25 protein-coding genes and 1 pseudogene are annotated in these 25,471 nt (G+C 34.6%); 9 read left to right on the top strand and 17 right to left on the bottom strand.

Features of this window, described 5'->3' with window-relative positions; genetic code table 11:
- The first annotated feature begins 13 nt into the window (after positions 1 to 13).
- On the top strand, positions 14 to 991 hold the full coding sequence (wmk, locus tag OOK82_RS07295; RefSeq protein ID WP_264686056.1) for a WO male-killing family protein Wmk: 978 nt from the start codon (positions 14 to 16) through the stop codon (positions 989 to 991).
- A gap of 39 nt (positions 992 to 1,030) precedes the next feature.
- Here the strand turns inward: wmk and OOK82_RS07290 are convergent, their stop codons facing one another.
- Positions 1,031 to 1,960: a patatin-like phospholipase family protein gene (locus OOK82_RS07290; RefSeq protein WP_264377097.1), complete on the bottom strand. Its 930-nt coding sequence runs from the start codon at positions 1,958 to 1,960 to the stop codon at positions 1,031 to 1,033.
- Between OOK82_RS07290 and OOK82_RS07285 the strand changes: the two genes are divergently transcribed.
- Complete coding sequence (locus OOK82_RS07285) at positions 1,959 to 2,480, top strand: phospholipase D family nuclease (protein ID WP_264377098.1); 522 nt, start codon at positions 1,959 to 1,961, stop codon at positions 2,478 to 2,480. The genes OOK82_RS07290 and OOK82_RS07285 overlap by 2 nt on opposite strands.
- Here OOK82_RS07285 and OOK82_RS07280 read toward each other — a convergent pair whose 3' ends face one another.
- The 15 genes and pseudogenes from OOK82_RS07280 to OOK82_RS07210 all read right to left on the bottom strand — a co-directional run bounded on the left by OOK82_RS07280 (position 2,481) and on the right by OOK82_RS07210 (position 15,123).
- Positions 2,481 to 2,690 (bottom strand): hypothetical protein, encoded by a 210-nt coding sequence (locus OOK82_RS07280; RefSeq protein ID WP_262986488.1) that lies wholly within the window; start codon positions 2,688 to 2,690, stop codon positions 2,481 to 2,483.
- A gap of 67 nt (positions 2,691 to 2,757) precedes the next feature.
- Positions 2,758 to 3,276 carry an ankyrin repeat domain-containing protein gene (locus OOK82_RS07275; RefSeq protein ID WP_262986489.1) on the bottom strand — a complete coding sequence of 173 codons (519 nt, stop codon included), beginning with the start codon at positions 3,274 to 3,276 and terminating at the stop codon, positions 2,758 to 2,760.
- A 48-nt stretch (positions 3,277 to 3,324) separates the two neighbouring features.
- Positions 3,325 to 4,290, bottom strand: coding sequence for a phage late control D family protein (locus OOK82_RS07270; protein ID WP_264377099.1), 966 nt, complete (start codon positions 4,288 to 4,290; stop codon positions 3,325 to 3,327).
- Entirely contained in the window at positions 4,287 to 4,496 is a 210-nt protein-coding gene (locus OOK82_RS07265; RefSeq protein ID WP_343327296.1) for a tail protein X, read from the bottom strand. Before OOK82_RS07265 ends, OOK82_RS07270 begins: the two co-directional genes overlap by 4 nt.
- Complete coding sequence (locus OOK82_RS07260; RefSeq protein ID WP_262986492.1) at positions 4,493 to 4,840, bottom strand: phage tail protein; 348 nt, start codon at positions 4,838 to 4,840, stop codon at positions 4,493 to 4,495. Before OOK82_RS07260 ends, OOK82_RS07265 begins: the two co-directional genes overlap by 4 nt.
- The gene (locus OOK82_RS07255; RefSeq protein ID WP_264704639.1) at positions 4,840 to 7,143 is read right to left on the bottom strand and encodes a phage tail tape measure protein; all 2,304 of its coding nucleotides are present in this window, start codon (positions 7,141 to 7,143) and stop codon (positions 4,840 to 4,842) included. The genes OOK82_RS07260 and OOK82_RS07255 overlap by 1 nt, the downstream gene beginning before the upstream one ends.
- 115 nt (positions 7,144 to 7,258) lie before the next feature.
- A complete protein-coding gene (locus tag OOK82_RS07250) occupies positions 7,259 to 7,513 on the bottom strand; it encodes a phage tail assembly protein (protein WP_052264941.1) in 255 nt (84 codons plus the stop codon).
- 34 nt (positions 7,514 to 7,547) lie between these two features.
- A complete protein-coding gene (locus OOK82_RS07245) occupies positions 7,548 to 8,054 on the bottom strand; it encodes a phage major tail tube protein (RefSeq protein WP_052264942.1) in 507 nt (168 codons plus the stop codon).
- A 15-nt stretch (positions 8,055 to 8,069) separates the two neighbouring features.
- A pseudogene (locus tag OOK82_RS07240) lies at positions 8,070 to 9,250 on the bottom strand (phage tail sheath subtilisin-like domain-containing protein).
- Between the two features lie 9 nt (positions 9,251 to 9,259).
- The gene (locus OOK82_RS07235; protein ID WP_230609035.1) at positions 9,260 to 9,817 is read right to left on the bottom strand and encodes a hypothetical protein; all 558 of its coding nucleotides are present in this window, start codon (positions 9,815 to 9,817) and stop codon (positions 9,260 to 9,262) included.
- 6 nt (positions 9,818 to 9,823) lie between these two features.
- On the bottom strand, positions 9,824 to 11,095 hold the full coding sequence (locus tag OOK82_RS07230; protein WP_230609034.1) for a hypothetical protein: 1,272 nt from the start codon (positions 11,093 to 11,095) through the stop codon (positions 9,824 to 9,826).
- The gene (locus OOK82_RS07225; protein WP_230609283.1) at positions 11,092 to 11,295 is read right to left on the bottom strand and encodes a hypothetical protein; all 204 of its coding nucleotides are present in this window, start codon (positions 11,293 to 11,295) and stop codon (positions 11,092 to 11,094) included. Before OOK82_RS07225 ends, OOK82_RS07230 begins: the two co-directional genes overlap by 4 nt.
- A 4-nt stretch (positions 11,296 to 11,299) precedes the next feature.
- A complete protein-coding gene (locus tag OOK82_RS07220) occupies positions 11,300 to 12,481 on the bottom strand; it encodes a hypothetical protein (protein ID WP_230609033.1) in 1,182 nt (393 codons plus the stop codon).
- Positions 12,482 to 12,492: 11 nt separating this feature from the next.
- Positions 12,493 to 14,424 carry a DUF4815 domain-containing protein gene (locus tag OOK82_RS07215; RefSeq protein ID WP_052265016.1) on the bottom strand — a complete coding sequence of 644 codons (1,932 nt, stop codon included), beginning with the start codon at positions 14,422 to 14,424 and terminating at the stop codon, positions 12,493 to 12,495.
- A 15-nt stretch (positions 14,425 to 14,439) separates the two neighbouring features.
- Complete coding sequence (locus OOK82_RS07210; protein ID WP_230609032.1) at positions 14,440 to 15,123, bottom strand: hypothetical protein; 684 nt, start codon at positions 15,121 to 15,123, stop codon at positions 14,440 to 14,442.
- A gap of 251 nt (positions 15,124 to 15,374) precedes the next feature.
- Between OOK82_RS07210 and OOK82_RS07205 the strand changes: the two genes are divergently transcribed.
- The 7 genes from OOK82_RS07205 to OOK82_RS07175 all read left to right on the top strand — a co-directional run bounded on the left by OOK82_RS07205 (position 15,375) and on the right by OOK82_RS07175 (position 23,953).
- Positions 15,375 to 15,863 (top strand): sigma-70 family RNA polymerase sigma factor, encoded by a 489-nt coding sequence (locus OOK82_RS07205; protein ID WP_017532023.1) that lies wholly within the window; start codon positions 15,375 to 15,377, stop codon positions 15,861 to 15,863.
- A 52-nt stretch (positions 15,864 to 15,915) separates the two neighbouring features.
- A complete protein-coding gene (locus OOK82_RS07200) occupies positions 15,916 to 16,719 on the top strand; it encodes an ATP-binding protein (protein ID WP_230609031.1) in 804 nt (267 codons plus the stop codon).
- Positions 16,720 to 16,735: 16 nt separating this feature from the next.
- A complete protein-coding gene (locus OOK82_RS07195; RefSeq protein ID WP_230609030.1) occupies positions 16,736 to 17,545 on the top strand; it encodes an AAA family ATPase in 810 nt (269 codons plus the stop codon).
- Between the two features lie 27 nt (positions 17,546 to 17,572).
- Positions 17,573 to 18,076 carry a hypothetical protein gene (locus tag OOK82_RS07190; RefSeq protein ID WP_230609029.1) on the top strand — a complete coding sequence of 168 codons (504 nt, stop codon included), beginning with the start codon at positions 17,573 to 17,575 and terminating at the stop codon, positions 18,074 to 18,076.
- Positions 18,073 to 19,257 carry a helicase RepA family protein gene (locus tag OOK82_RS07185; RefSeq protein WP_264704638.1) on the top strand — a complete coding sequence of 395 codons (1,185 nt, stop codon included), beginning with the start codon at positions 18,073 to 18,075 and terminating at the stop codon, positions 19,255 to 19,257. Before OOK82_RS07190 ends, OOK82_RS07185 begins: the two co-directional genes overlap by 4 nt.
- A 35-nt stretch (positions 19,258 to 19,292) precedes the next feature.
- On the top strand, positions 19,293 to 21,383 hold the full coding sequence (locus OOK82_RS07180; RefSeq protein ID WP_264374873.1) for an AAA family ATPase: 2,091 nt from the start codon (positions 19,293 to 19,295) through the stop codon (positions 21,381 to 21,383).
- Between the two features lie 899 nt (positions 21,384 to 22,282).
- Positions 22,283 to 23,953 (top strand): hypothetical protein, encoded by a 1,671-nt coding sequence (locus tag OOK82_RS07175; RefSeq protein WP_264704636.1) that lies wholly within the window; start codon positions 22,283 to 22,285, stop codon positions 23,951 to 23,953.
- 963 nt (positions 23,954 to 24,916) lie between these two features.
- Here OOK82_RS07175 and OOK82_RS07170 read toward each other — a convergent pair.
- Positions 24,917 to 25,366, bottom strand: coding sequence for a hypothetical protein (locus OOK82_RS07170; protein WP_264374875.1), 450 nt, complete (start codon positions 25,364 to 25,366; stop codon positions 24,917 to 24,919).
- Positions 25,367 to 25,471: the final 105 nt, after the last annotated feature.

Here is a 25,471-nt window from a genome sequence, read left to right as displayed (position 1 = left end):
TGTGATAGAATATATGTTTGCTTCTGTAGGAAAAACAGCTTTTAGAGGATTTATCTATGATAATTCAGAGCATATTGGCTCAGCAAGCTACGAGCTGGGGAAAAAAATAGAAGGTTGTAGGATAGTACAAGGGTATACTCAGGCAAAATTAGCAAGCAAAATTGGTTTAACACATAAGGAAATACATAACTTTGAACTAGGGTGCAAGGCTATTACAATCAAAGAATCGTATATAATAGCAGGAGCATTGTCAGTTAATGTTATAGATCTACTTCCAGGACCAACAGTACTAAGAGAAAACAGTTGGTATGAAGATGAGGATAAAGAAATAGTCTATCTAACAAAAATACATAGAGAAATTAAGGATCAGGAATTACGAAAGAAACTGTATCCATTAGTAAGGTTTGTATATATTAGCGAAAAAATTAGTCAAGAAGAAGCGAAAATAGAAGTAGCAAAGAATCTAGTGAAAGAAGGAGTTTCAGTTGATATTATTTCCCAAGTGACTCGCTTATCTACTTATGAGTATGATGATATAGAGAAAGAAATTTGTACTGATTCTATACTCTACAAAGTGGGGAAAAGGATAAAAGAGCAGAGATTAATACGGGAATACACTCAGGAGGACTTGGCAAATAAAATAGGTTCAACACCTAAAGAAATACACGACTATGAACGAGGATATACAGACATTCCAATTGAAATATTATATAAGATAGCAAAGACATTATCAGTTAACATTAAAGCTCTTGGACTAACAGAATATGAAAATGAGCCAGTTTTGAGGTTTGTAGGTAAATGCGAAAAAATTGAGGATCAAGAATTACTGGATACGGTAGCCAGATCTTTATCTGAAGGAATGCAAACTGGTAAAGAAAAGGTTAAAAAAGCAGAGAAAATCAAGATTGCAAAAGATCTAGTTAAGGAAGGTGTTGCTATTGATATTATTGTGCGAGCAAGTGGCCTAACTGCTGATGAGTGTGAAAATTGAATTGTGTTAAACAATATATTAAGATGTAAGTAAAGATAGTTATATATTTAATATTTCTATACAGAATTTTTCTATCACTTTCTGATTGTCCTCTATCATTGCCTTTGCCTCCTGTTGAAGAAATTTGATATTTTTTGATGTAATGTTATCCATGTCAGCCGACGCTAGCTTCAATTGCGATTGTATTCTTACGTATCTATTGCCTATTACTTGATTCATCTGATAATTTACGCAGTCCAATCCAGAGGCAAACATCACATTTAACAAAGGTTTTATCCAGCCTATTTTTCCAAATCTCTTTGAATTGGCATACTCTATGCTTCTGTCTGTTCTTCCAGTACCTATCGATAACAGTAGAATATCATCATTTGGAAATAACCTCTTACCACTTGCATATGCACAAGCCGCTGGATTATTGGCAAACACCCCACCATCCACTAATACTCTGTTTATCTGGTTAATTTTTAGATGTTTTGGTATGAAATAAGTAGGTGCAGCCGTTGCAGCTCTGAGTGCATCTTTCAGCTTAATATTACCTTCTTTCCAGCTTTTGAAGAAAAATGGGCAGTTATTGTGAATATCGTAACTCGTAATCAACACATCACTTAAAGTGTTTTTAAGGATATCATCGCCAAAATATTTATCCAGTACAAATTCAATATTTTTATGTGGGTATTGTGTGCAATTAAGCCAAGAAAATATTGATCTTCTCAAAAATGAAGATTTAAAAATATATGACCCGTATTTTTGGTAAAGCTCGACTAAATCATTGGCTGAATATTGAGGGTTTCCTTGTTTATCTTTTTTACATAATCCTGCTATAACAATTCCACCGGTTGAGGTTCCTGCCACTAAATCAAAGATTTCAGCTATCGGTTTCCTTGCCCTCTTTTCTATTTCTGCTAGTATAATGGCTGGTATGATGCCTCTTATGCCTCCGCCGTCAACTGAAAGGATGTATTTTGCCATGGTTAGGTATTTATTGATTTTATTAACTTGTTCGCTTTTATCGGGATGTGTTTCCTGCCCAAAAGCCACAGTCTGCTTCACGCCTGGAGAAAATTGCACCAACCTAATAATTGATTCCGTAGACTATGCTAAAAAATCTGTGTTGGTTCAGGCATACCAATTTACCTCAAAGCCTATTGCTGAATCCTTGGTTCAAGCTAAAAAGCGTGGAGTTGATATTAAGGTTATTCTAGATGAATCACAAACTAGTTCAAAACATAGTGTAATTAACGAATTATTTGAGCACAAAATCCCGATATGGATTGACTTTAAACCAGCGATTGCTCATAGTAAAATAATGATTATTGATGATAACAAAATAATAACTGGCTCTTTTAATTTCACCTATGCAGCTGAATCAAGAAATGCTGAGAATCTACTGATTATAACAGGGGATCCTCAATTAGTTGAGCAATACATCGAAAACTGGAAGGATCGTCAATCTCAATCTGATCCTTATACACCAAAAGTAGAAGAATAATTACTTTAAATCAGCTTTAAGTTCATCCAATTCCTCAGAAAGATTTTTTACCCTTTCCTCAAGTACTAACACTTTTTCCATTAAACCATATTCAATGAGTTTATCGTGAAATTGTACCCTTGAGTCTAGCTTGGATAACCACCATATCAATGCTACGGTTTGGATTAATATGGTAATAATTACCGTAATTGGGATTTTTTGCTTTTTCATGTGAAAATATTAACTTGTTATGGATAGTTTTAGAAATTTATGTATAGATTATAGAAAACTTACAGCTTTAGTGATTACTTTTTGTTGATTCGTATTGATCCTCTGCTTTAGCAAGTAGCTTTATGATTTCTCTATATGTTTTGCCTTTGTTTTTATCATATCGCAATTCCACTACAGCCATATCTCTTGGTCTTCTTCCATCTCGATCTGTAGCTATAGGATTTGATCCTTTATCTAATAAGAATTTGACAATTTCTAAATGTCCATTATCTGCAGCATAATGTAGTGCTGTTCGCTTAAATTTATTGGCAGTATTTATATCAACATCCTTTTCTACTAAAAATTTTATAATTTCTAAACATCCTTTTTCTGCAGCATAATGCAATGCTTTTTCGCCAATATTTACATTATTTTGTATCAAGAGCTCGATATTTTCTAGGTCACAAGTTTCAGATGCAATCTCTAATTTAGTAATGCTATCTTTATATCTCTTTTCAGATAAGGAAATACATACGATTACAATACATACTGCTAGTGCTATTAATAAAATTAGTCTATTTTTATATATGATCGAATTTATGTTCATGTATTATATATTTATTTGGAATTAAATGACCATTTGCTTAAGTTTCACTTAAACAGCTTTGCTCACTGTTGCCTCTACTATAGTTTGATATCCTCTATTATTCAGAATATGTTCTGCCTTGCTAATTATCCATTCACCTTCAATTTCCTGACAAAATCCTGAAAGGCTGATCTTAGCTTCTGCAAATAATTCTGGATTACCAGGAACAGTTACATTTAAATTTGATGTACTACGTTTTAGTTGTTTTAACTTAGCTGCTGCTGCACTAATTGCTGATTCTGCGGTAGAGTAAAGCGTTTGCAGGGTATAACTTGGACCCTCATTTCCCACTTTCTCTTCTATAGTTTCTCCCTTTTCATAACTGTGCCATTTTGCAATAACAGATCCATATTTGTTACGCACATTAAAATTTACCTCCCAATTTATAATATCTTTAGGTGTTAATACTGTTGTACCTAACATCTTTCCAGTCGCTGATCTTGCTTCTCCCTTTGGAATAAAAATTATATATCCTCCTGCTGGTTTTACTAGTGCATCATATTTTTTGCCTAATCCTTCCAAAAAACTCATGTCGCTTTCATCTGCTTGAATGGTATGTGGTATAAATGTATTTTCAAATCTTTCAGCGACTTTACCTTCATACCCATGTTCTTGTGCTATTTCTTTAATCAAATCTTCCAAGGTAATGTCTTTCCATTCCTTTGATTTTCTTTCCTTTAATGATCCTCTTAAACTTGCAGCGTCACATTTTATTCTTAAAGTTTGTGGTGGACTTTGTATTGTAATTTGATTTGCCTTATATACCCCCATAGGTAATAAACCTGTTTCTTTATATCCTAGAAAAACCTGTAAATTACCCTTAAGTTCTAAAGCGCTAGAGTTATAACTAATATATATCTCAGCTTCGTCACTTGTAGTACCGGATCCATCAGTAACACGTAATAATATTAAACTCTTTTTTAAAACCTCTGTTACTGGGTTATTTTTTGCTACTATATCAAAGTCTGGCGTCATTCATCTAAAATATTTATGACAGATTCTTTCGATATTTTCTGAATTTTAGGAAGCTTAATTCTTAATCCAGCGGGCAAAAAGCTTGCGTATTCTGCAAGGCCTGGATTTTCAAGCAATACTTCCTCCACTGCTCCACTACTGTATCCATAATGTTTCCAGCAAATGTAATCCAACATTTCGTTTTCTTTCGTGTAATAATAAATCACTTACTGTAACTTTTTAACTTCAAAATAAACTCAACTTTTCTCGGTTTTCCATCAGGAAAAAATAATATCTGCTTTTCTTCTACATTAGTAATGACAAAATTTCCAAATACACTTCCTGAATTATCAACTAGAACGTGTGGTTCTTGAGTGTTACGTATATTTTTTAGCTGTTCTAAGCCATTACTCTGATAACGTGAATAAATCACTCCTGTTAAATCAATACATTCAATTCCTGAACCAATGTTTTGTAGCGACGTTTTTTCAATACATTCAATTGTATACCACCTTTTTTCTTTACTGTATCTTAGGCTTATTGGTTCAAGCTTACATTTTCCAAGCAACATCAATGTAACTCTTCAACTATATCAAAAAGTGCCCCACGTGCTTGTTCTCTAAATCGTTCTATTACTGCATCAGCAACGCTGCGGACATCTTCAGACTTAATGTTGATATTAAACGTTTGATAGAATGCTTGGTTATATACTTTAGATTCCCTATTTTCATATCTACTTTTCTTGAATGCTTTCTCAATTTCTTCTTGTTCTATAGCTCTTTTTTCTTCTATAACACCTTTAACTTTAAAACTCTCAAAATTGCCTTTACTATTTTCTGAAAATTGTTTAATAGCACTATTACTTGTCAATGGGTTTCCGTTACTGAAAATGCTATTTTTAGAAAGCTTATTAACAAAATTTCCATTATTTTCAAATTTTCTAATCGGGTTATTCTCAGCAAATATGCTACTAACTGTATTTCCCATCCATGAAAAAGCTTTTCCTATAGGTTCAATGAGTGATTTCCAAAAGCTAGAGAAAAAGTCTTTCACTTTTTGCCAGTTAGTTAGAACATAAGCTGCACCAGAAACAAGACTCGCTATTAAAAGTCCAATTGGGTTAGTCATTACAGCTAGTGTTATTGCTCTTAGCCCTGTTATTACTGCAGGGAAAACTATAGCTGATAAAAATGAAAATGTTGCCAATATCGTTGCTTTAAGACCAAAAATTGTACTTCCTAATAAAGTAATTCCATAGCCTACTCCCACTACTAAGACTTTCAAACTTATCAAAGCTGCTAAAGTACTCATGATTACTGTAGTTAAAGTTGGATATTTTTCTGCAAAAGAAGCTATACGCTCTGTTATTGCTTTCAAACTTCCAGCTACATAATTTAAAGTAGGCAACATCACTGACCCTAGATTCATTCCAGCTTCAAATACTGCATTTTTAAGTAATTGTAATTTATTAGCTGTAGTGTTTGCCCGATTTTCAAATTCTTTCTGCATTGAGGAGCGGTACTTTCCTTTATCAGCTACCTGTTCAATAGCTTTCTTATAAATGTCTAAGCTTCCTACTAAAAGAGCAATGTCATCTTGAAACCCAGCGCCAAATAGATTCATAAGAATACCGGCACGCTCTTGATCGTCTATTCTTTTTAAAGTTTCAAGGAATTGTAATATTGCCTCTTGAGGATTTTTTTTAATGGTTTGTTCGAGCTCTTCTATACTTGTTCCCATCTCATCTAATGCATCGTGAAATTCAGGACTTTGCTCTCTTGCAGTCTGTAGTTTACTAAGAAAGTTATTTATAGCAGTTGCTGCTTTTTCAGGTTGTTTACCTAAACTTATGAACGTACTTGCTAAGCTACTTGCTTGATCAACTTCTAAACCAAACTGTTTAGCATTACCACCAATTCTATTTAATGTAAGAACCACTTCTTGTGCTTTAGCAGCGGTATTGTCTGAGAGATGGTTTATTATGTTACCTACATTTTCCATACCATCAACTTTAATTCCATAGACGTTGGATATTTTCGCAATAGCATTACCAGCTTCTTCTGCCGACATATCAAACGCTGTGGTCATTTTGGCAACTACTGTTGTAAACTTAATAAGATCATTTTTGTCAATACCAAGTTGACCACCACTTGCAGCTATTTGTGCTAATTCTGCAGCTGACAAGGGTATCTCCCGAGATAATTTCTTTAACTCTTTAGCAAACTTTAATGCTTCATCTTTAGTGTCATTTTGCACAAATTTTACTACTTTCTTTACATCAGCCATAGCCGATTCAAAATCAACAGCAACTTTAATTGGCGCTGCAAGCGTTAGCCCTAGCCCAATAGTCTCTATAATTTGTGATCTATAATGCGCTTTTTTTGCCAAAGCATTTTGCTGTTTTTGTATTACAGATCCTAATTTATTGTATTTCCCTTTGAGTACTTCAATAGATGAACCAAGTTTAGTTTGATCCCTCACTAAAGATTTAATATCCTTTCCACTTTTCCTTATTTCTTCATTTAATGTGTGAAGTGTATCTCTCTTTTTGATATAAGCCTCTTTTGCCTTTGATGCCGATGCTTTCAATTTTTCGAATTCATTTCTCAGTGCTTTGCTTGGTTCTTTTTTTTCCTTCTTCTCTTTAGCAATTACTGCAGCTGATTCTTTTGCTTTCTTCTCCGCTTCCTTCCAATTCTTCATGGCTTCAAGGGCATCATGATTTAGTTGCTTAAATTTGGAAACAGATTTCATTGACGAATCAAGCTGCTTTATACTATCACCCAACTTAGAAAGCTTTGCTGTACTACCTGTCATTGCACTATTAAAACTGCCATCTAACGTTGCACCGATCTTTATTGAAAGCATTGACATTTTTTTGTTACTCCTTCACTTACTTCTAACCACTTTAGAAACTCTTTTATACTCATATTAATAATTTGCTCAATTCCACTTCCTGTTGTTGAGCTAAGTTTTAAAATATTGAATCTTAACTCCTCTGTTCCAGCGGCGACAAAAAATCTTTTAGTACCTTTTGTATTTCTACATAATCTTTAATACATAAATCTTCAACTACTTCTTTTGGCACAGATGCTAGATTAGCAATTAAAGCTACCTCTTTCAAAGCTTCGCCTTCTATGCGTTCTATAGTAAGTAAATCTCTTACTTTAGGTTCACGCATCGATAACTCTGAGACAGAAATTCCATCAACTGTAATTGGGTTGTTTAGTGTTATAGTGTGCATTATTGCCTCCTTAAAATAAAATTTCGAAATCTTTTCATATGCCTAAAACCGTTTGTAGCAAAGCCATCTGATCAACACCATTTATCTTTCTAATCATATTTTCAGCATCGATTTCTATTAATTCATTACCACCTATAGTAAGTTTGTAGTAATGGGCAGCTACAGTACACTTTAGAGTTGCTTTTTCAGCAGGTTTCCAGCTACCAAAGTCAAATTCTTTAAAAATGCCTCTTAAATTGATTATTACTGCTTCAATATCATTACTTCCACTACCTTGCATTCCACCACGGAGCGTCAAAGCTACTGAATTTCCATTTATCAACCCAAATAGCCGAAAGAGCTCTGTATCGTATTCAGAAAAAGTAAAGTCTGCTTCTAACTTTTCCATACCCATGTCAATATTTATTGGGATATCCATACCACCAGCACGATATTCTTCGGTTTTTATGGTGAGCTTTGGTAACGTTATCTCATCAATTTTTCCTGCATAACCCCGACCATCTACGAATACATTAAAATTCTTTAAAATCTTCGGTAACATCTCTTTCTCCCATTTTTATAATATTGTACCACTCACAAGATGTGACCTGAAAGTAATCTGCTCTGCCGGATACGGTGGTGTAAATTCAAAGTCAAAATATACTTTTCCACTTGCAATATTTATTGGCGTATTGAGTTCAGTGTTGCATAACATTTTCCGCTGATAATAGCTCCTTGCGCTTTTAAATTGGCCAAATAAGAATTCACCCCCTCAATCACATCATCTATGTAAGTTTTGGTAATATTGCGATCAACTGCCCATAGATGAGCTCGAAGTAAACTATCGTTGATTAAATCTGCAGTTCTTCTTACTGATAGAAAAGCCCATTTTGAGTCATTTGAACATGTTCTATTTCCCCAAAGCCTATAGCCATTTTGATGAATTATCGTTGTTACTTCATTTTCATTTAAGTGGTTTGCTCTGCAATTTGTATTACCGAGCGTAAAATCAATAGGCCTGCTTGTTCCAACAATACCATTTATCTCTTTATTTGAAGGTGAGTGCCAAAATCCTTGTTCGCTATCTACTTTTGCTATTAAACCAGCTACAAATGGGCTTGCTGGCAAGGTTCCTTCTTTTCCTTCAATAAATACCTTAACCCATGGGTCAATCACGTAAACTCTTGAGCTGCCTACACTTTTTCTCCATTTTATTACTTCTTCATCATTAGTATTTGGTCCATCTGCTACTATTATGCTTCTCAGCTTTTCTGCTATAGGAATTAATGCTGCAACCACTGGATTTTTGCCATCTTCTGGTAGTTGATGAGTAAACTGAGGTGCAATTAATATTCTTGGAGCAACATGAATTATACTTTCACTGCTGAGGAATGCCTCTATCCCTTGATACTCTCCAGTTTCTTTATCAACACCGCCAATTATATTCTTCAGCGTCTCTTCTTCTTTTAATTTTGGATCGCTGTTTTCACTTTCCTCAACTCGAATAACTACTACTGTTGCACCAATCTGGGAAAATATTCCGTTTACTGCAGAAGGTAAACTGCCACTCTTTCCAAGTTTTGCTACTTCTTTTAAGCTTCCTTCTATCAGTACTGGTTTATTCAGTGGAAATTTTTGCTCATTGGCTTCAGGTGCATTACCAATTACACCTATCACTGATGATTTAGCTGTATGTACTGTTCTTGCCCCTGAGGTTATCTCAATAACATTTACTCCGTGTAAAAATTCTTCTGGCATTTTTTCTTTTTAACTTTCTTGCATTCTTTGTTTAAAATCATTGAGCAAAGCCTCTAGCTCTCCTTCGCTTTTGGCTTCTTTAATTTTCTTTTTGACCAAATCTTCAAGCTCTTCACATTTAATTATTTCTTTTACTGCTTTTTTTACTTTTTCTTCAATTATTCTTGCCATTTCAATAACTGTAATACCACGTACTTTTGCTAATGGCTCTATAATTTCCGCATCCTTTTCATTCATAGATTCTGGTGCTGCTAAAATGTTCTCTGCGGCTTTCGCTTGAATCTCATAAGATTTAGCTTTTTGGTGAGAATGCCCTGCGTATTGGTGAGTATAGTTATCATAATAAGCACGAAGATTAGAAAGTGCAGAAAACTTCGCATTTTGCAGTAACTCCAATTCAATGTCTTCTTGATTTCGCTGAGCAATTTTGCCTCCTTCTGTTAAACAATAGCTTTTTTGCCAATCAAAATCTTTTGGCGCTTCATACCAATTTTTACCTTTTGGCTTGCTTTCAAGTATTGTTGTTTCTACTTGTTTATCATTTTCAAATCTAATGTAGATAGACATTGTTTGTTACCTCCAAATCTCATGCGTGTTAGATAATCCTGGACATTGCCAAGCTTTTAGCGTTCTTTCCACATCTATCTCAAGCCCTGTAGTTAAAAAATTGCTCCGAAAGTTATAAATACTCCACCTCATAAACCAACTGTAATGGTGATAATCAGATGTGTAAAAATATGGCGATGCGTAAAATAAAATTGCTATTGTCTTATTTGCTGGCACAGTAATATTATTTGAACTACTAAATACTGCAGAATTAGTTGAGTAGTTGTAAATATTTGTCCAAGTTATTCCTGAGATTGCCGATTTATTAGTATTAACGTGACTAGGTGTTCCTACGAATAACCCTGCTCCTTCATATCCTGAACTCCAACGTGATGAACCACTAAAATGAAGCGTTCGCGTTTTATCGCTGTTTGTAGTGTTTTTTACAAATATTACTCCAAGTAGTGCATATGGGTAACTGTATTGATCTGAGCTGTGACTACGACGTAAAAATGCTTTTCTGTACAGAAATTTACCGTTACTTCCTTGTAAGAAGTACAACTGTGGTGGATGATAAAAACTAGAATACGTACAATCATAAGTATTACTACCTGCAAGGAGCTGCAGCATATAGTCGGTTTTTGCTGTATCTTTATACCACTGCCCTAATTCTGTTTTGAAATAGCCATTATCATCAGACCAACCATAGTCATTATATCGATTAAGAATGCCGAACAGAAAAGGTAATGATTCAGGTTCAACCATATTGCGCTTTCTTATCTCTTTTATAATTGATGACCCATTTGGCACATCATTAATCGAGTTAAATTTAGTTGTGAGTGTTTTTAATTGGTCTTCTCTGGTTTTTATTTCCTTCATAATTGATGAACCAGTTGGTATATCGCTTATGGCTTTAAGGCTATTTAATGTGTTTCTTATGCTATTTAAGTCTCCGGCATTATTGATGGTGGCAACATGTGAATCTTTTCTGCTATCAAGTAGTGATAAGTTTGTAATTCCTTTTTCATCTATTTTCTTTAACGACTTTCCCTCCAATTCAGAGATTGCCGCTAATGCATTGTTTTTACTACTATCTAATTTATTTAAATGACTTGTGCTACTGTCAAGAAGCTCTTTTAATTTTGCATCAGTCATCTGTACAATATCAAGTACTGTACTTTGCCCAGCAATAGACTCTAGAGATTTTGCAAGATAGGCAAGTTGATCAGGGGTAGCATTTACAGATAAATCTTTTAGTCTCTGATGCAATGCATAAACTACTTCTTTGGCGATAGTCACCTGTTATTACTCCAAAAATTCAAAAAATTCTCAAAACTGAGCTTATCAAATGCTTTTTTAAGCTGATTGTGCTCATTCTCTCTTTTAGCGATATCTTCATCTATTTTCTCAATTGTAGTACGGATACGTACCACATCTTGAACTGCAATATTTTCTGGATGAGGCAGTGGATATCCTCGTTTGGTTTGGTCATTTGGCATTGGTTTATGTGACAATAATTCTCAAATTTTTGACTTTAGGACGATAAACAACCGTTCCACTTAAAACTAATTTTATCCTCGTCTCATTAGCACTAAAATTTGATAGTACATGAGTTCTCTCCACCCAGCTTTCTCCAATTGGTTTTCCTGATGTTAAATTTACTAATTGCCAATCCACGTTTTTTTGTACATATGCTTTAACATCTGCAGTGCCAGGTATTAGCGCATCATATGTTATGGTGATCTTGGTGTTAGCTCCTGCTGTAATACTTCTTGTAACATAATCTCCTTTTTCCCCTATATTACCCATAACTAGCTGTAACCCAGGATATAGCACTGGACTTTTTTCTTTTGACCCTTTTAAATTTGCCTTTACTGTTAGCTTTCCAGATAATCTTTCACGCAGTGCGAGTGGTAAATTATCAGACAGAAAGTTTTCTTTTCCCTCTTCATCTGTTAAGATAAATTCCACATTGGTATCAAATGCTACTTTTTCGACGTTCGTCAAAACAATTAAATCTGAAGTATTGGTTGCTGTAACTTTGCCAAGATCAATAACATGAGAATTTTCGCTAAATTTTGCAGCTAGTAGTCGAAACGTTAAATCTAAATTTTGATGCGGTGTCCACGTACTTGCATTGCTTGATGAGAGTAATACTCCTACTTGATATGGTTGACTTGTTACCCAACGGCTATTTACTGCATCATATTTGCCAAGTTTTGCTATTTTTACTGCAGTATCTGCATCATCAGTAAGTAGTACTATTGCATACTCCTCTTCTGCATGGCAAAACACTGGTGACCACTCTATACGTGTTGCTGTGCCATCTATCTTTATATCTTTTGGCTCAATATAACTTTCAGCAATGACAGTTTGTGAGGGCATTCCCACTGCTGTTTCTCTAATCTGCACAACAACACGTTTTTTGCCGTTATTTACAAACCATAGTTCCACGCCTCCTATGTGCCTACTTTCATTTAGAGTAAATGTTTGCGCTAAAGGATCAACTCTTCTTGCTGCGATAACTCTTCTTCTTTCCTCTATGGTAATTGTTTTTTTACCAGTATAAGTTGTTTCTCCATAGCTTCCTTTATCGCCATAAAACTGTACTAATTTAGTACCCGCTGGAATGTTTGCCGGCACTTTCACCTTTCCTTTTAATTTTCCCTGATTGTTAGCTTCCACTTTTTTTTCCTCTATGCCATAGGTATAATAGAAATGCCATCAAATTTTACTTCTTTAATTTTTTCATTTGGCTCAAAACCTTCGATCTCAAAATTCTGTACTGCTTCTCTCATAAATTCAGTTTCATATGAAGTACTTGACAGCAGCTCTGTTGTTTCTTTAACATTAAATACTCTGGTTACTGGACTTTTCCAATTAGTGGTAACCTCTGTCCAGTGGTCAATGTTTTTATTTAGAGTAATTTGTGCCGGTACTGGATCAAAAGCTTGATATGGATTAATCTTTTCTCCTTTAGTCTGTAAAAGCTGCTCCAGTACCGGTTCAAGTTCATATGGCAAAAGATATCTTTCCCCACCTTTTTCAATATCTGCAACTTCTACATCTATTGGCAGAACTAGCTCTCTATTTACTATTGCTGCAAACTGCGAAATTCCTTGATCGCGCATATCATCATCAAAGAACGGATCTACAAATACTCCTTTTTTGCTGGTAGGTTCTCTTGAATTTGCATCATTGCGTAGACGTTCCTGTGCAACCAGCGCATAAAGATCATTTATTCCCTTCTTCATTGCTTCAAGCTCATTCATCGGTACAGCATGAATAGCATTATTCACTATTTTCACCCCTTCTTTTTCTCCGTTTTTCCATGTCTGATGAATGTAGCAGAGCAAAAGTTGTCCGCTAGGTGCTTTAGGCATTGATGGTTGCCAAGAATGGGAAATTCCTTTTATTCTCCTTACCACCCCTTTGCTATCGATAGTAATTAAATCATAGCGTGGCATTTTCCAGGTGTAATCAATCAGAACCAAGCTGTTATCAACTGCTCCTTTTACTTTACATCCCTCTTCGCTTATATCTTCAGGGCTTATATGAGTGCGGCAGCGATAAGTTATTTGGTAACTACTTCCAGGAGCTGGTTCTTTACCAGGTAATGACCAATCAACGTTTCCTGCGTTTAGTTTGTAATCTATACTATTTTCATAAATAACATTGCCTTGTTTAACTTGAATAATCTCAAGTACTGCAGAGTCAGGTATCGGATCAATAGCTCCAGAATATGAACCGTGAGTAACAGTAATGGTTTTTTGAACAGTTATATCTACTTTTTTAATTTCACTTATTGGAAAATCATTAACCTTCAGTTCCATTACTCTTTGGCTATTTGGCTGAAAAGTATGTGGTTCTGATTCAACTGATTTTATATCCGGATCTTCATCAAAAGAAACACGAATACTGTGAGGAAGTTCAATCTCATAGCCATCAACATGAGCTTTGCCCTCATTAATCACAAATATTTTTTTTCCTCCTTCTCTCTCTTCCTTTTGCAGGAACATTACTTCAAGACCATTTACGACGTAGGAACCATTTGCTTCTTTATCATAACGAGCAAGAGCTGTAGTTACTATGTTTGCTTGTGGTGGCGGTGAATTTTCTATTAATACTCCATTTTCAATGTTATAAATTGGATAAAATTCTCCTGAAGCATTAGTAGTCACACCCTCAGCTTGATAACTCCAAGTGGTGGAAACTTTAAGCCTTGCAGCGCCTACTTCTTGATAATTACGTGTACCAACAGCAGGATCACGAAGGTTTTCATCCTCAAGTTCTGTAATCGTAGATTCTACATAATAAACACCTATGCGAACTGTGGTACTCAGTGGAATAACAAATTCTTCTTTTTCGACTTTTCTAACTGCACCGCGCAGATAGATTTTTCCTCCCTCAAGTGTAGCTTTACCAGTGTCTCTATCTATAATACAGTTGCTTCCTGTTATAACATCACCATCACGAAATATTGCATCACCTATGCCTTTAAGCTTAGAGAGAGCATACTCCTGAGTCTCATTTAATTCTGCTGACTGTAGACCTCTTCCTGCAAGAAACAAGCTTTTTTCGTATTCTTTATCAGGATTAAAGCGGTTATAATAACTATTTAAGGTCATCTTTTTTCTCTTTTTCTAAAATGTCACTACAAACGAAAAAGTTTCCCGAGTTGCTGCAGTTCTGATAAGTGGTACGGTGTGTTCTAAAACTAACAAAATTCCCGGATTTTCCACGTCTTTTGGTTCAAAATATCTCTGTCCTCTAGGTAATTCTTTTTTTACTTTAGTACCAACTATAACCCCAAGCTCCCTGATAACTTGATTTGCTGCATCCGTGAAATCGAAAGTAAATTTAAGGTACAAATTATTGGTTGGTACATTTGAGGGCCTAAACCTTCCAGAAGGAGTTATAAGTTCGCCGTTTTCATCACCTGTGCAGAATAGCACTTCATCTGCAGTACGTCTGCCAAGCTCATTGAACAGTTTTTGAGATGTAATGGACTCTGGTGGTGTGTCTTGAACGTATTCTATAGTTACTGTACTATTCTCTACAATAGAGCTGTTTTTCGTACGTTTTATTATACCACTACTGCTCTCAACTATATAGTCAATACTGGATTGATACACTGTTTGTCCTGTAAAAACCCTTACATCTTTAATAGTGTGGTAATCTAGAGCTATTTCACCCTCAACAAAAACTTTTTCGACCTGATGGCTACTTCCAGAGCTTGAATCACCACTTCCCCAAGCAAGATGTAGAGATTGCTCTTTTATGTTGGCTGCTATTGCTGCTCTTCCTGACTGTGTAAGAATTGACACCTGTGATGAGTTTGAAAGGCTTATATAATATATATTCAGGATTTGGAAAATTTTTGTCCAAAAAAAATGAATTTTTGCCTAATTTTTTGTTGCAGTATTATTTAAAAATCGAACTATATTATTCTCGAAAAAAAACAATAGAATATCAATAGGTTAAAAATTGCATCTGTATTATTTATTTTTGCTCCTGTCCTACAAAGTGCACCTATAAGTTCTCATCCTTAAAGCATTAATTGTTTTAGGGAAAAGTTATGAAACTAAAAACTGCCATAGTTGTTCAAAATATACGGTATCAAGCTAAGAGATTAAAACTTTTTGAATGCTTTGCTCATGAAACTCATGAAGATCTTGAGCAAGAACTTTTCTGTGAAATTTGGACTTATCTTGATAGATATGATGAAAGTAAAGGTAGCTTTAACACTTTTGTAGCAAGATTAACTGAACGTCGTGCCAATAACTTATTGGAGAAACAACTATGTATGAAGCGCAATATTAATAACTATGTCAATATTGAGAAAACAGAAGCTTTTGAAGATGAAGTAGCGAAACGTACTGATGTAGATTACATGATTTCAACGCTACCAAGAAAGATGCAAAAGATATGCGAACAACTCAAGTACTTTAACTTATATGAAGTTGCTAAGATGAACAACATATCAAGAACTACTTTAAATACTATGGTAAGAAAAATACGTATAAAACTCTCTTCCATCTACTACAAGAGCAAAAAGAAAAATTGAACATAAATTCTACCTTTCCTGAATATATAACATATACCATTGAGGTGAATAAATGACTTTTAAAATTTTAAACAATAATGAAAGATTGAAAACAACTACAGGCATAAAAGTAGTAATTTTTGGTCCTTACGGTATTGGTAAAACCAGTCTCTTAAAGACTATAAGTGAACCAACACTATGTCTTGACTTTGAAGCAGGTCTGCTTGCTGTTCAAGATTGGCAGGGAGATTCAATTAGTGTTCGTACTTGGAATCAAGCTCGGGATATTGCCTGCCTAATTGGTGGTCCGAACCCTGCACTAAAATCTGATCAAGCGTATAGCCAAAGACACTATGAGCACGTATCAAGTAAATACAATGAAGAGTTTTCTAAATATCGATGTATTTTTATTGATAGCATTACTGTAGCATCACGTCTTTGTCTCTTATGGGCAAAAATGCAACCGGAAGCTTTTTCTGAGAGAAGTGGAAAGCAAGACATGAGAGCTGCTTACGGAATACTTGCGCAAGAGATGATGGCATGGCTCAATCAATTTCAACACATCGGAGATAAAGACATCATCATAGTTGGCACATTAGGCCAATATCTTGATGATTGCAATCGCTCAACCTGGCTTCCTCAATGTGAAGGAGCAAAAACTGCTAGTGAAATTCCAGGTATTGTTGATGAAGTAATTAGTATGGTTGGAATCAAGAAAGATGATGGTACAGAGAAACGTTCATTTGTCTGTCAGACTATTAATACTTGGGGATATCCAGCTAAAGATCGCAGTGGCTGCCTGAATATGGTTGAAGAACCGCATTTAGGTAAATTACTTGCGAAAATTAAAGCCAAAACCTTGGCTTCTGTTGCCTAATTTTAAAAGGAGTAATATGGAACAAAGCTTTTTCAATATCGGTCAAAAAATTCCCTTTTTCAGTGTGAAAGAATACTTGAATGATCAATCGCCAATACCAGAAGATATCATCTGCCCTAGAATTTTAACGAAAAGAGGTTTATTGGTACTAGGTGGCCCACCTAAAATCGGCAAAAGTGACTTTTTGATCTCTTGGCTTGTTCACATGGCTGCTGGAGTTTCATTTTTGGGTATGACTCCAAGCAAACCTATGAAAATTTTCTATCTGCAAACTGAAATTGAATATGAATATATGAAAGAACGTTTGCAACAACTTCAACTGGATAACGAACTTTTGAATATAGCTGCCAATAACTTAATCATTACACCAAGAGTACAATTATCTTTCAGCAGTGAAGAAATAGATGAAATTAAAAATGTTATCAAAGAGCGTTTCAAACCTGATATTATTGCCGTCGATCCTCTTCGTAACATTTTTAACTCAAGTGAATATGGCAATGAAAACGACAATAGCGCTATGTTATTCTTCTTGCAAAAAACACTTGAAAGACTGAGAAATGTTATCAATCCAGATTCGGGCATAATACTCACTCACCATACAAAAAAACTATCCAAAAAAATGTTAGAAGAAGATCCATTTCAAGGCCTAAGTGGTGCTGGATCTTTACGTGGATTTTATAGCACTGGCATGGTGATGTTTGCTCATGATGAGGAAAGCACTGCCCGCCAAATAGTATTTGAGCTTCGTAATGGTGAACGTGTAGCAAATAAGCTTGTTGATAAGATAGATGGTCACTGGGAGCTTGTAGACCAATGGAGTAACTGATTTTTACTTAATTTATAGGAGGACAATATGTTATCAGATTTTTTAACTGATTTTAATAACGCAAAACTGCAGAGCAATTTAATACCAAAAGGTACAATAGTCAAGGTAAAAATGGCAATAAAGCCTGGAGGTTATGAAAATTGGTTCACTAAAAGCTATGCTACCGGCAGCATCTATTTAAACGCTGAATTTACCGTCACTGAAGGTCAATATGCAAAACGTAAGATTTTTCAAGTAATTGGTATTAAAAGTGGCAAAGCAAGCGTTGAAGGAGAAGATACTTGGGGAGAATCTGGACGTTCTATGCTTAGAAGTATTTTAGAGTCAGCACGGAACATTCATGCAAATGACACTTCAGAAAAAGCAGTGATTGCTAGAAAAATCAACTCTATAGCTGATTTTAACGGGTTAGAGTTTACTGCAAAAGTTGGTATTGAAGCCGACAGTAGATACGGAGATAGAAACAGAATTGCTACAGTTGTTACTCCAGAACAAAACAATGGTATTGAATCTGATTGGTTGCCATTTTGAAGTACGACGAAGAGAAGCTCTGGATTGCTGTAATTGAGAGAGCTATCAAAGATGCAGCAGGAAAAAATCTAGAGCTAAAGAAAGAAGCAATAAAATGGTTTGATTCAGAGTCTTTTGAAACTGTTTGTGAGCTAGCTAATCTCAGCTCTAAACGTATGAAGAGTATGTATGGGGGTTTTATGCAGAGAAAGGAAATAAAAGGATTATTGATTGATAATATTAAGAAGTGTGTACCTTACCTAATTCCAAACGGTAATTTTTATCGAGAGAGGACTTATGTTGGCAATTGTGATGGGGATACGATTACAGTTAAAATAGTGGGTAAAGAAGCTGGAAATTGGCGTAATTTTACTAAAGGAATCAGTGGTGATATCATTGATCTTTGGACTTTAGTGAAAGGTGATATAAATTCCGCTAAGAAGTGGTTAAATACTAAAGAAAACACAACAGAATATAAAATTACATCGTTTTCAGCAAGGCATTACTTAAATGATAAATCACCAATGCCAAAAGATATAATAGGCCCAAGAATTTTAACTCCAGGCGGTCTTTTGGTTATAGGCGGAACTCCCAAAATAGGAAAAAGTAATTTTCTACTTTCCATGTTAGTACATTTAGCTGCTGGAGTATCATTTCTTGGTATGAAGCCTGCAAAGCCACTTAAGATATTCTATCTACAGAATGAAATGGAATATGATTACATAAGAGAGCGCTTACAGAAGCTAAGAATCAGCAAGAAAACCCTTGATGCAGGAACAGAAAACTTAGTTATTACTAAAAAAGTACAGTTAACTTTGAATGTGGAAAAAATAAAGGAAATTATGTCGGAAAATCTCGATGTAAAAACAGTTGATCTTATAGTGATAGACTCTCTTTTTGATTATAGGAGTATGATCTCTTTTCTGCAAAATAGTATTGATGAACTACGCTCTATAACTAATCCTGCTGCTGGAGTAATAGTTACACATTACACAAAAAAAATGTCAACAACCACGTTAAAAAAGAATCCATTTCAAGCATTGAGTGGTGCTAATGTTTTAAGAAGTTTATATACATCTGGAGTAATGATATTTAGGCCAGAAAGGAATACTCTGCAATTGATGTACGAACTTAAAAACGGCAAACCAATACCAACAAAATTCATAAACATGGTTAACGGACGCTGGATAGCCACAGCTTAACCAAATTTCTAAACTTTAAATATATTGGAGATTTTATGGGTATCTATTGTGATTTTAATACTGCAGCTCCACGAAAAAATGCATCATTAGTAGAAAAAGAACAGCTTAAAGCTCAGCTTCTGTTAAATATCAGATCATGCCTTTCTTATCTATTGCCAAGAGGGATTTTTCGTGGTGATAAGTTTTATGTAGGCAATGTACAAGGTGATAAAGGAAAGAGTCTAGTAGTAGAATTAAGTGGCAGTGAAGCTGGCCTATGGCATGATTTTGCAACAGGAGAAGGTGGTGACATTATCGACCTTTGGGCAGAAGTGCATAGAAAAAGTACTAGAACAGAGTTTACTGAAGTAATGGACTCTATAGCTGAATCGCTTGGTCATTTTAAAAAGATCAAAACTGACAAAACTGCAGGTAATCCAACTGCATATTGGGATTATTACGATGAAAAAGGCCAAGCTCTTGTTAGAGTATATCGTTATGATGATGATAGTGGAAAGAGATATCTTCCTTTTGATATCAAAAAATCCACCTTTAGTGTACCAGAGATAAGGCCACTATATAATATTCCAGGTATTTTAAAGTCCGATAAAATTCTTCTTGTAGAAGGGGAAAAGTGTGCAAATGCTCTCATAGAGCAAGGTATTACTGCCACAACTGCAATGTCTGGAGCAAATGCAGACCCAAATAAAACAGATTGGACACCACTCAAAGGTAAACATGTTATTATTTGGCCAGATAATGATGAACCAGGTAAAAAGTATGCTGAAAATGCTACTACAAAACTTATTAGTTTAGGTATTGCATCACTTTCTATGATTAAAATTCCAGAGAATAAACCGAAAGGCTGGGATGCTGCTGACTATTTACAAGAAAGCATAAACGTCTCTGATTTTATCAAGAACAACGCAAAAAAAGTAATGATTAAACCGCCACTAAAGATTTTAGACTGGAGTGCAGAACGCTTTGTAGGTCCGGTACCAGAGCAAAAGTTTCTTGTTGAGGGAGTATTTCCTTTAGGAGTTACTTCAATAGTGGCTGCTATGGGAGATACAGGTAAAGGCATGCTTCTTCTTGATCTAGCACTTAAAGTTATAAGTGATAAAGATCAGATATGTAGTTTTGGTTCATTTGTTACTGAGCATGGATCAGTGGTAATTTTTTCAGCAGAAGATGATGCAAGTGAGATACACCGCCGCTTAGAACGACTTGACCCTAAGTGCGAAAGGTTAAAACATAAAGATAAATTATTTATTGTACCACTGCCAAATGTCAGAGGATCACTTACAATACTCAGAAATGTTCGTGGTAAAATCGTTGAAATTTCTCCTGAATTTGAATCAATCATGAAGCAGCTCGAGGAAATAAAAGATCTAAAACTGATAGTATTTGATCCACTTGCTTCATTTATTCATGCAGATATAAATGCTGATCCTGCTGTAGGAGATTATCTGATGTGTTTGCTATCTGATCTAGCGTGTAGTACTGGAGCTTCAATTATTACTGCTCACCACATGAGAAAACCAAAAGGAGAAAAACCTATACTAACTGTTGAGCAAGCAAGAGATGCAATTAGAGGTACCTCTGCCCTTGTTAATGGTGTTAGATGTTCATATGCTTTTTGGCCAATAGAAGATACAGCTAAGCAAGAAATCTTTAGGTCAATGGGGGAAACTCCAAGACAAAATGCTTTATTTAACGGGGCAGTTGTTAAGGCAAATGGGTTAGCTGATCGCACTGTACGTACTTACCTAAGAAATCAAGAAACAGGACTACTAGAAGATATAACAGCGCAATTAAAAGTTAAAGATGTTAGTGATAAAAGTCTTAAGATATACCTTATCAATGCAATTAAACGATCTGCTATTGCAGGACATCCATTTACTCATACAGGAAGCACAGGAGTATATAAACAACGGCATAGGCTACCTGAAATTTTTTACAATATGGGAAGAGACAAACTAGAACGTATGGTACAGGAACTTTTACAGGCGAAGCAGTTAGTAAAAGGAATGTCTAAAGGTTCAAGAGAGGATAAGTGGCTTGACGTTACAACAGGACCATTTGCTTGTGGTGTAGGAAAATTCACTCCTGGAGCTGAGGATTTTAGCTGTAGAGAAAACTTATAAATCTCTACTTTGGTATCTAAGTGAGAAAAGTCGCCTTTCCCCACTCGACTTCAAAACCGGACTTGTGACTTTCACCACATCCGGCTTCTCTCTAATTTGGTGTTTGTCATACATACTTCTCCATGTAATCAACATTTCAAAGCTTGGTAAATTTGTTTTTGTAGCTTAAATACAGCGTTCTCTATACTACTAGAGAGGTCGTATTCATTCATACCTAACACTTAATGTTGGCTCATAACATATTAACCACTACTTACAACTTTACCCTCCAAATTACAGTGTCCACGTCAGCATATCCTAAACATTACTTTAGGCCTTAGCTTTTTAGACAATCCCTCCAACATAAATGCTTGCGGCTGGCTACCTACTTATTCCATAGGAATAAGAGCATATATGAGGTTACCCCGTTCCATGGTTTCGTTTCGCGTTAGACTTAGGTTTTTACTATTTGCCGGAAGCTGAGAACATCTATAATCAAGAATAAATAATCTTGATTCCTCTTTTGCTTCATACTATTTTGGTCTATGCGTATCAACCTTGTTTCGCATATTGGTACTAACGACAATTCAAACATAAATTTCTCTCGTAACCATATCTAACTCTGCTTGCAGGGATTTACCATAAGGTTTAGTATTACCTGCTTTTGTCTCATGCTTGCACCCCAGAGGTTGCCACTCTCTGAAATGTGAAACATACATTATCTCCGATGTCTAGAGAAGGTGGAATTTAACCATCACAAAACCACGACTATTCGGATCGCACATTTATAAATCCCTCATACAGGTTTAAAGTACTATAAATGGGATTCGAAAATATACTATCAGTTTTCTTAATATCTTATCAAATTATTTATCATTATATGATACAACTTACAGCATATTTATAGTAAGGTGTTAATTATGAAAGAGGCAAAGGAGAATCCAGTAGTTAGATTAAAGGCTACAGCTAAAGAATTCAATTTTAGTAAATTAAGAGTAGATCAAGCTAATAAATTGGCGAATTCCGGTGAAACAATGTTCTTAGATTTTCAAAGGATGAATTTTATTATTAACGGAAAAGAAATAGATAAAAATTTTATTATTGCATTTAAGGAAGGAGCTAAGTACCGCAGAAGCGAACTTTTTAATAGTGATGATATATATAATGACGAAATATTTAACAAAAAAGGAACAAGAGAAATAGATACGGATCATGGCAAAGCATTTGTTGCTTCAGTACTTAAAGATATTGAGAAAGAGATTGTACAAGATGCATTTGGCGAGTTGTGGAAGGATCATTGCGAAAATCCTGAAACTGCTGATAATCAAAAAACTGATTCATATAAGAAAGAATTTAAAGAATTTTACAATGCTGGTCAAGAGTATACCGATCTACTACCTATAGAGAGAGATGAAAACAAGGATTACCGTTCCTTTGCAAAAAAAGTTTTCAAAAAAATGTTTAGATACGCTGGGGCAGAAGTTCCAAGTGATGCTATTTTAGAAGAGCTAGTCACCAATTGTAATCAAGCCGGGTATGAGGCTGCTCCATTTATACAAACCCAACTTGCACTTGGACAGTCGTTCATAGTAGAAAATCCTAAAAAAGTAATAAACATTGATTGTGCTAACCAAAATAATGTAAGAATTAGATCTAACATGAAGCTACCAATACTTTCTGTCAAAGATCATATGCATGGAGATAAAATATGTAATCTGTCCAGTTCATTGGAATTTATAATTGAATCTTGTGATGATAAAGACTTTGTAACATACAGAGATGGTAAATTATCACTTACTATTCCTAAAGAGTTGGAAAACTATAAAGATAATGGCAAGACCTTGTTTGACATTATTAAAGAATATTTTCAGAAATTCTGTGCAGAATTAGGGTTTAAATATGAGACAAAAATACAAATAGAGCATGTCTTAGGTACTCAAATTAAAGTAAGTAACCATTTAGATGGTACGATATCAACCACAGGATCAGATGCAAATGAAGAGTTCATCAATCTTTTAAGGAAAAATCTCAGAGGGAGGTTATTGGGACCAGGAGTTACTCTAGGGGGTGAAGATGTTGATGATATTATTGAAGTCAGAGTATCTGCAGTTATGGATCTATTAAGTGATTATGCTAAATTGGAAGATAATAAAGAAAATAGAGAGTTATTAATAAGTGAAGTAGCAGATAATTTAGGGCTTTTCTTTCAAGGTAAAATAGCACCAGAAGTATTGAAAGAGTTTGATGATAAAATAATAAAGTTGATGAATAGCGAAGGTATAGAAAGTAATATAGATCAACATGTAATGGAATTAGAATCTTTACCTTCTTTGATAAAAGGTGAGGTTGATCATAATCAAGTCCAGTGTGTTGTAAATATTTTTACCAATTTAATTATTGAAGGGAAAAGAGAAATATGCGAAAAAAAAGGTGCGATTAATGCAATTGATGCAATTCATAAGAAGGTAGATAAGGCAATTATTGAACAAGAAAAACAAGCAACCAATAAACAAGATATAGAAAATGATAAATGGACAGATAGAATCAAAAAACAGAGATTATCTATGGAACCACATGAACATTTACATTAAAAACACTGGTATGCTCTTTAAATATCTTAGAGTTTAATCTATTTTTTTATTCAATCTACTTAATCAAAAATATTAACTTTGGAGCCAGAAACTACAACCTATTATAAGCTATGATTTCAATTAAAAAGGGATAAGACATCAAATGGTTGAATTACATTCCTGATTCCTGGGTTATTCACTAAACAGTTAGAAATCAAGGAAGCTAAAACCTGCATAAAACCTAGACTTTTTGACCTACATTCCTAAAAGCATTCCTAGTAACTACATACTTAAAGTGAGCTAATATGGCTGATTTTACCATTCCTAAAACCCTTATATATTATATATATATAATAACAATAGTAATAAATAATAAATAAAATAAATATATAAACTACAAATAAAAATTATCAAAAAGAAGGAAGATCAAAAAGACCACTGCAAAACATTACTTAGATTTTATGAAAAAGATACAATTTAGAGATAATTGCAATTAGTGCGGTTTTAAAGGGATTTTACGACTTCATGGTAACAATTGATCACTGAGACCTAAGTTGCTCGTGTAGGATAGCTTAAAACTCAATTACGAGGCATTTCTTTTGCTTTAAACTTTTATCTTTGTAGAAGAAACCCTTGCCTAGCTTATCACGTTTTTTATTCGTTGTAAAATATTTTTTCAAAATAATAAACCAGATGAACGGCAAAGAACAGAAGCGACTGCGAGACGGAATGCTTTGTGTTGAAGGCCTTGTTTTCCTTTTCTACCTTACTATAAACTACTGATTAAAGATACAAAAATAAAAAGAAGCAAATACAGTATTTTAAAGCATTTTATGAGTTTAGGTTTGTGTGTTTCTATCTTATACTAAAGAGCCTCTATAATACCGCTAAAAACGCGAATAAAAGGCATACAAACTCTATATGAATGTAATCCATTATAAGAGATGAATAAGTTAGAGTTTTGAGATTAACTCAAGTAAATTGCTACAAAAAACGTCCTGTAGACTTAGCAGCACCTAAAGAAAGTATAAAAGGATTGAGACGATAACCATGGTCTTTGCAAGAATATCCTGGCCAGCCAATGTTTTCAATAACGTCGTTACAATTTGCACCAAGCTCTTTGGATAAAATTTCTTTTATTGCTTTAATCATTCTATTTAGTGGCCTTCTAATCTTGTACTCTAAATTGTGAATTTCTGAATTAAAACCCAAGAGCTCTCCTAGTTGATTGATATTAAGGAACTTATATTTTTCTGCTGGCAATCCGCTTTTGAAATCCTGCCAAAACTGAGCTAACAAAACGTGCATAATACCAAGGCGTGCTACTGAATGCTTACTGATAATTTGAATGTTATTTATGTAGATTGAGTTATTTATAATATGCAAATGTAGTATCTTAGGCTGAGATAGCTCAGTGGATGGAACGAGCAACATTTATTAACTTATTATGTTTAATAAACTTATTATAGTATATTTTCAATAAAAAAATAGAATTTTTTGGACGAATTTTGAAGTTACCGTGTATATATATTATGTACA

The sequence above is a fragment of the Wolbachia endosymbiont (group B) of Apotomis betuletana genome, from assembly GCF_947250475.1.
In the GTDB taxonomy this organism is placed as follows: Bacteria; Pseudomonadota; Alphaproteobacteria; order Rickettsiales; family Anaplasmataceae; genus Wolbachia.
Note: the sequence above shows the minus strand (reverse complement) of the source record. Positions and strands in the feature narration are given on the sequence as shown.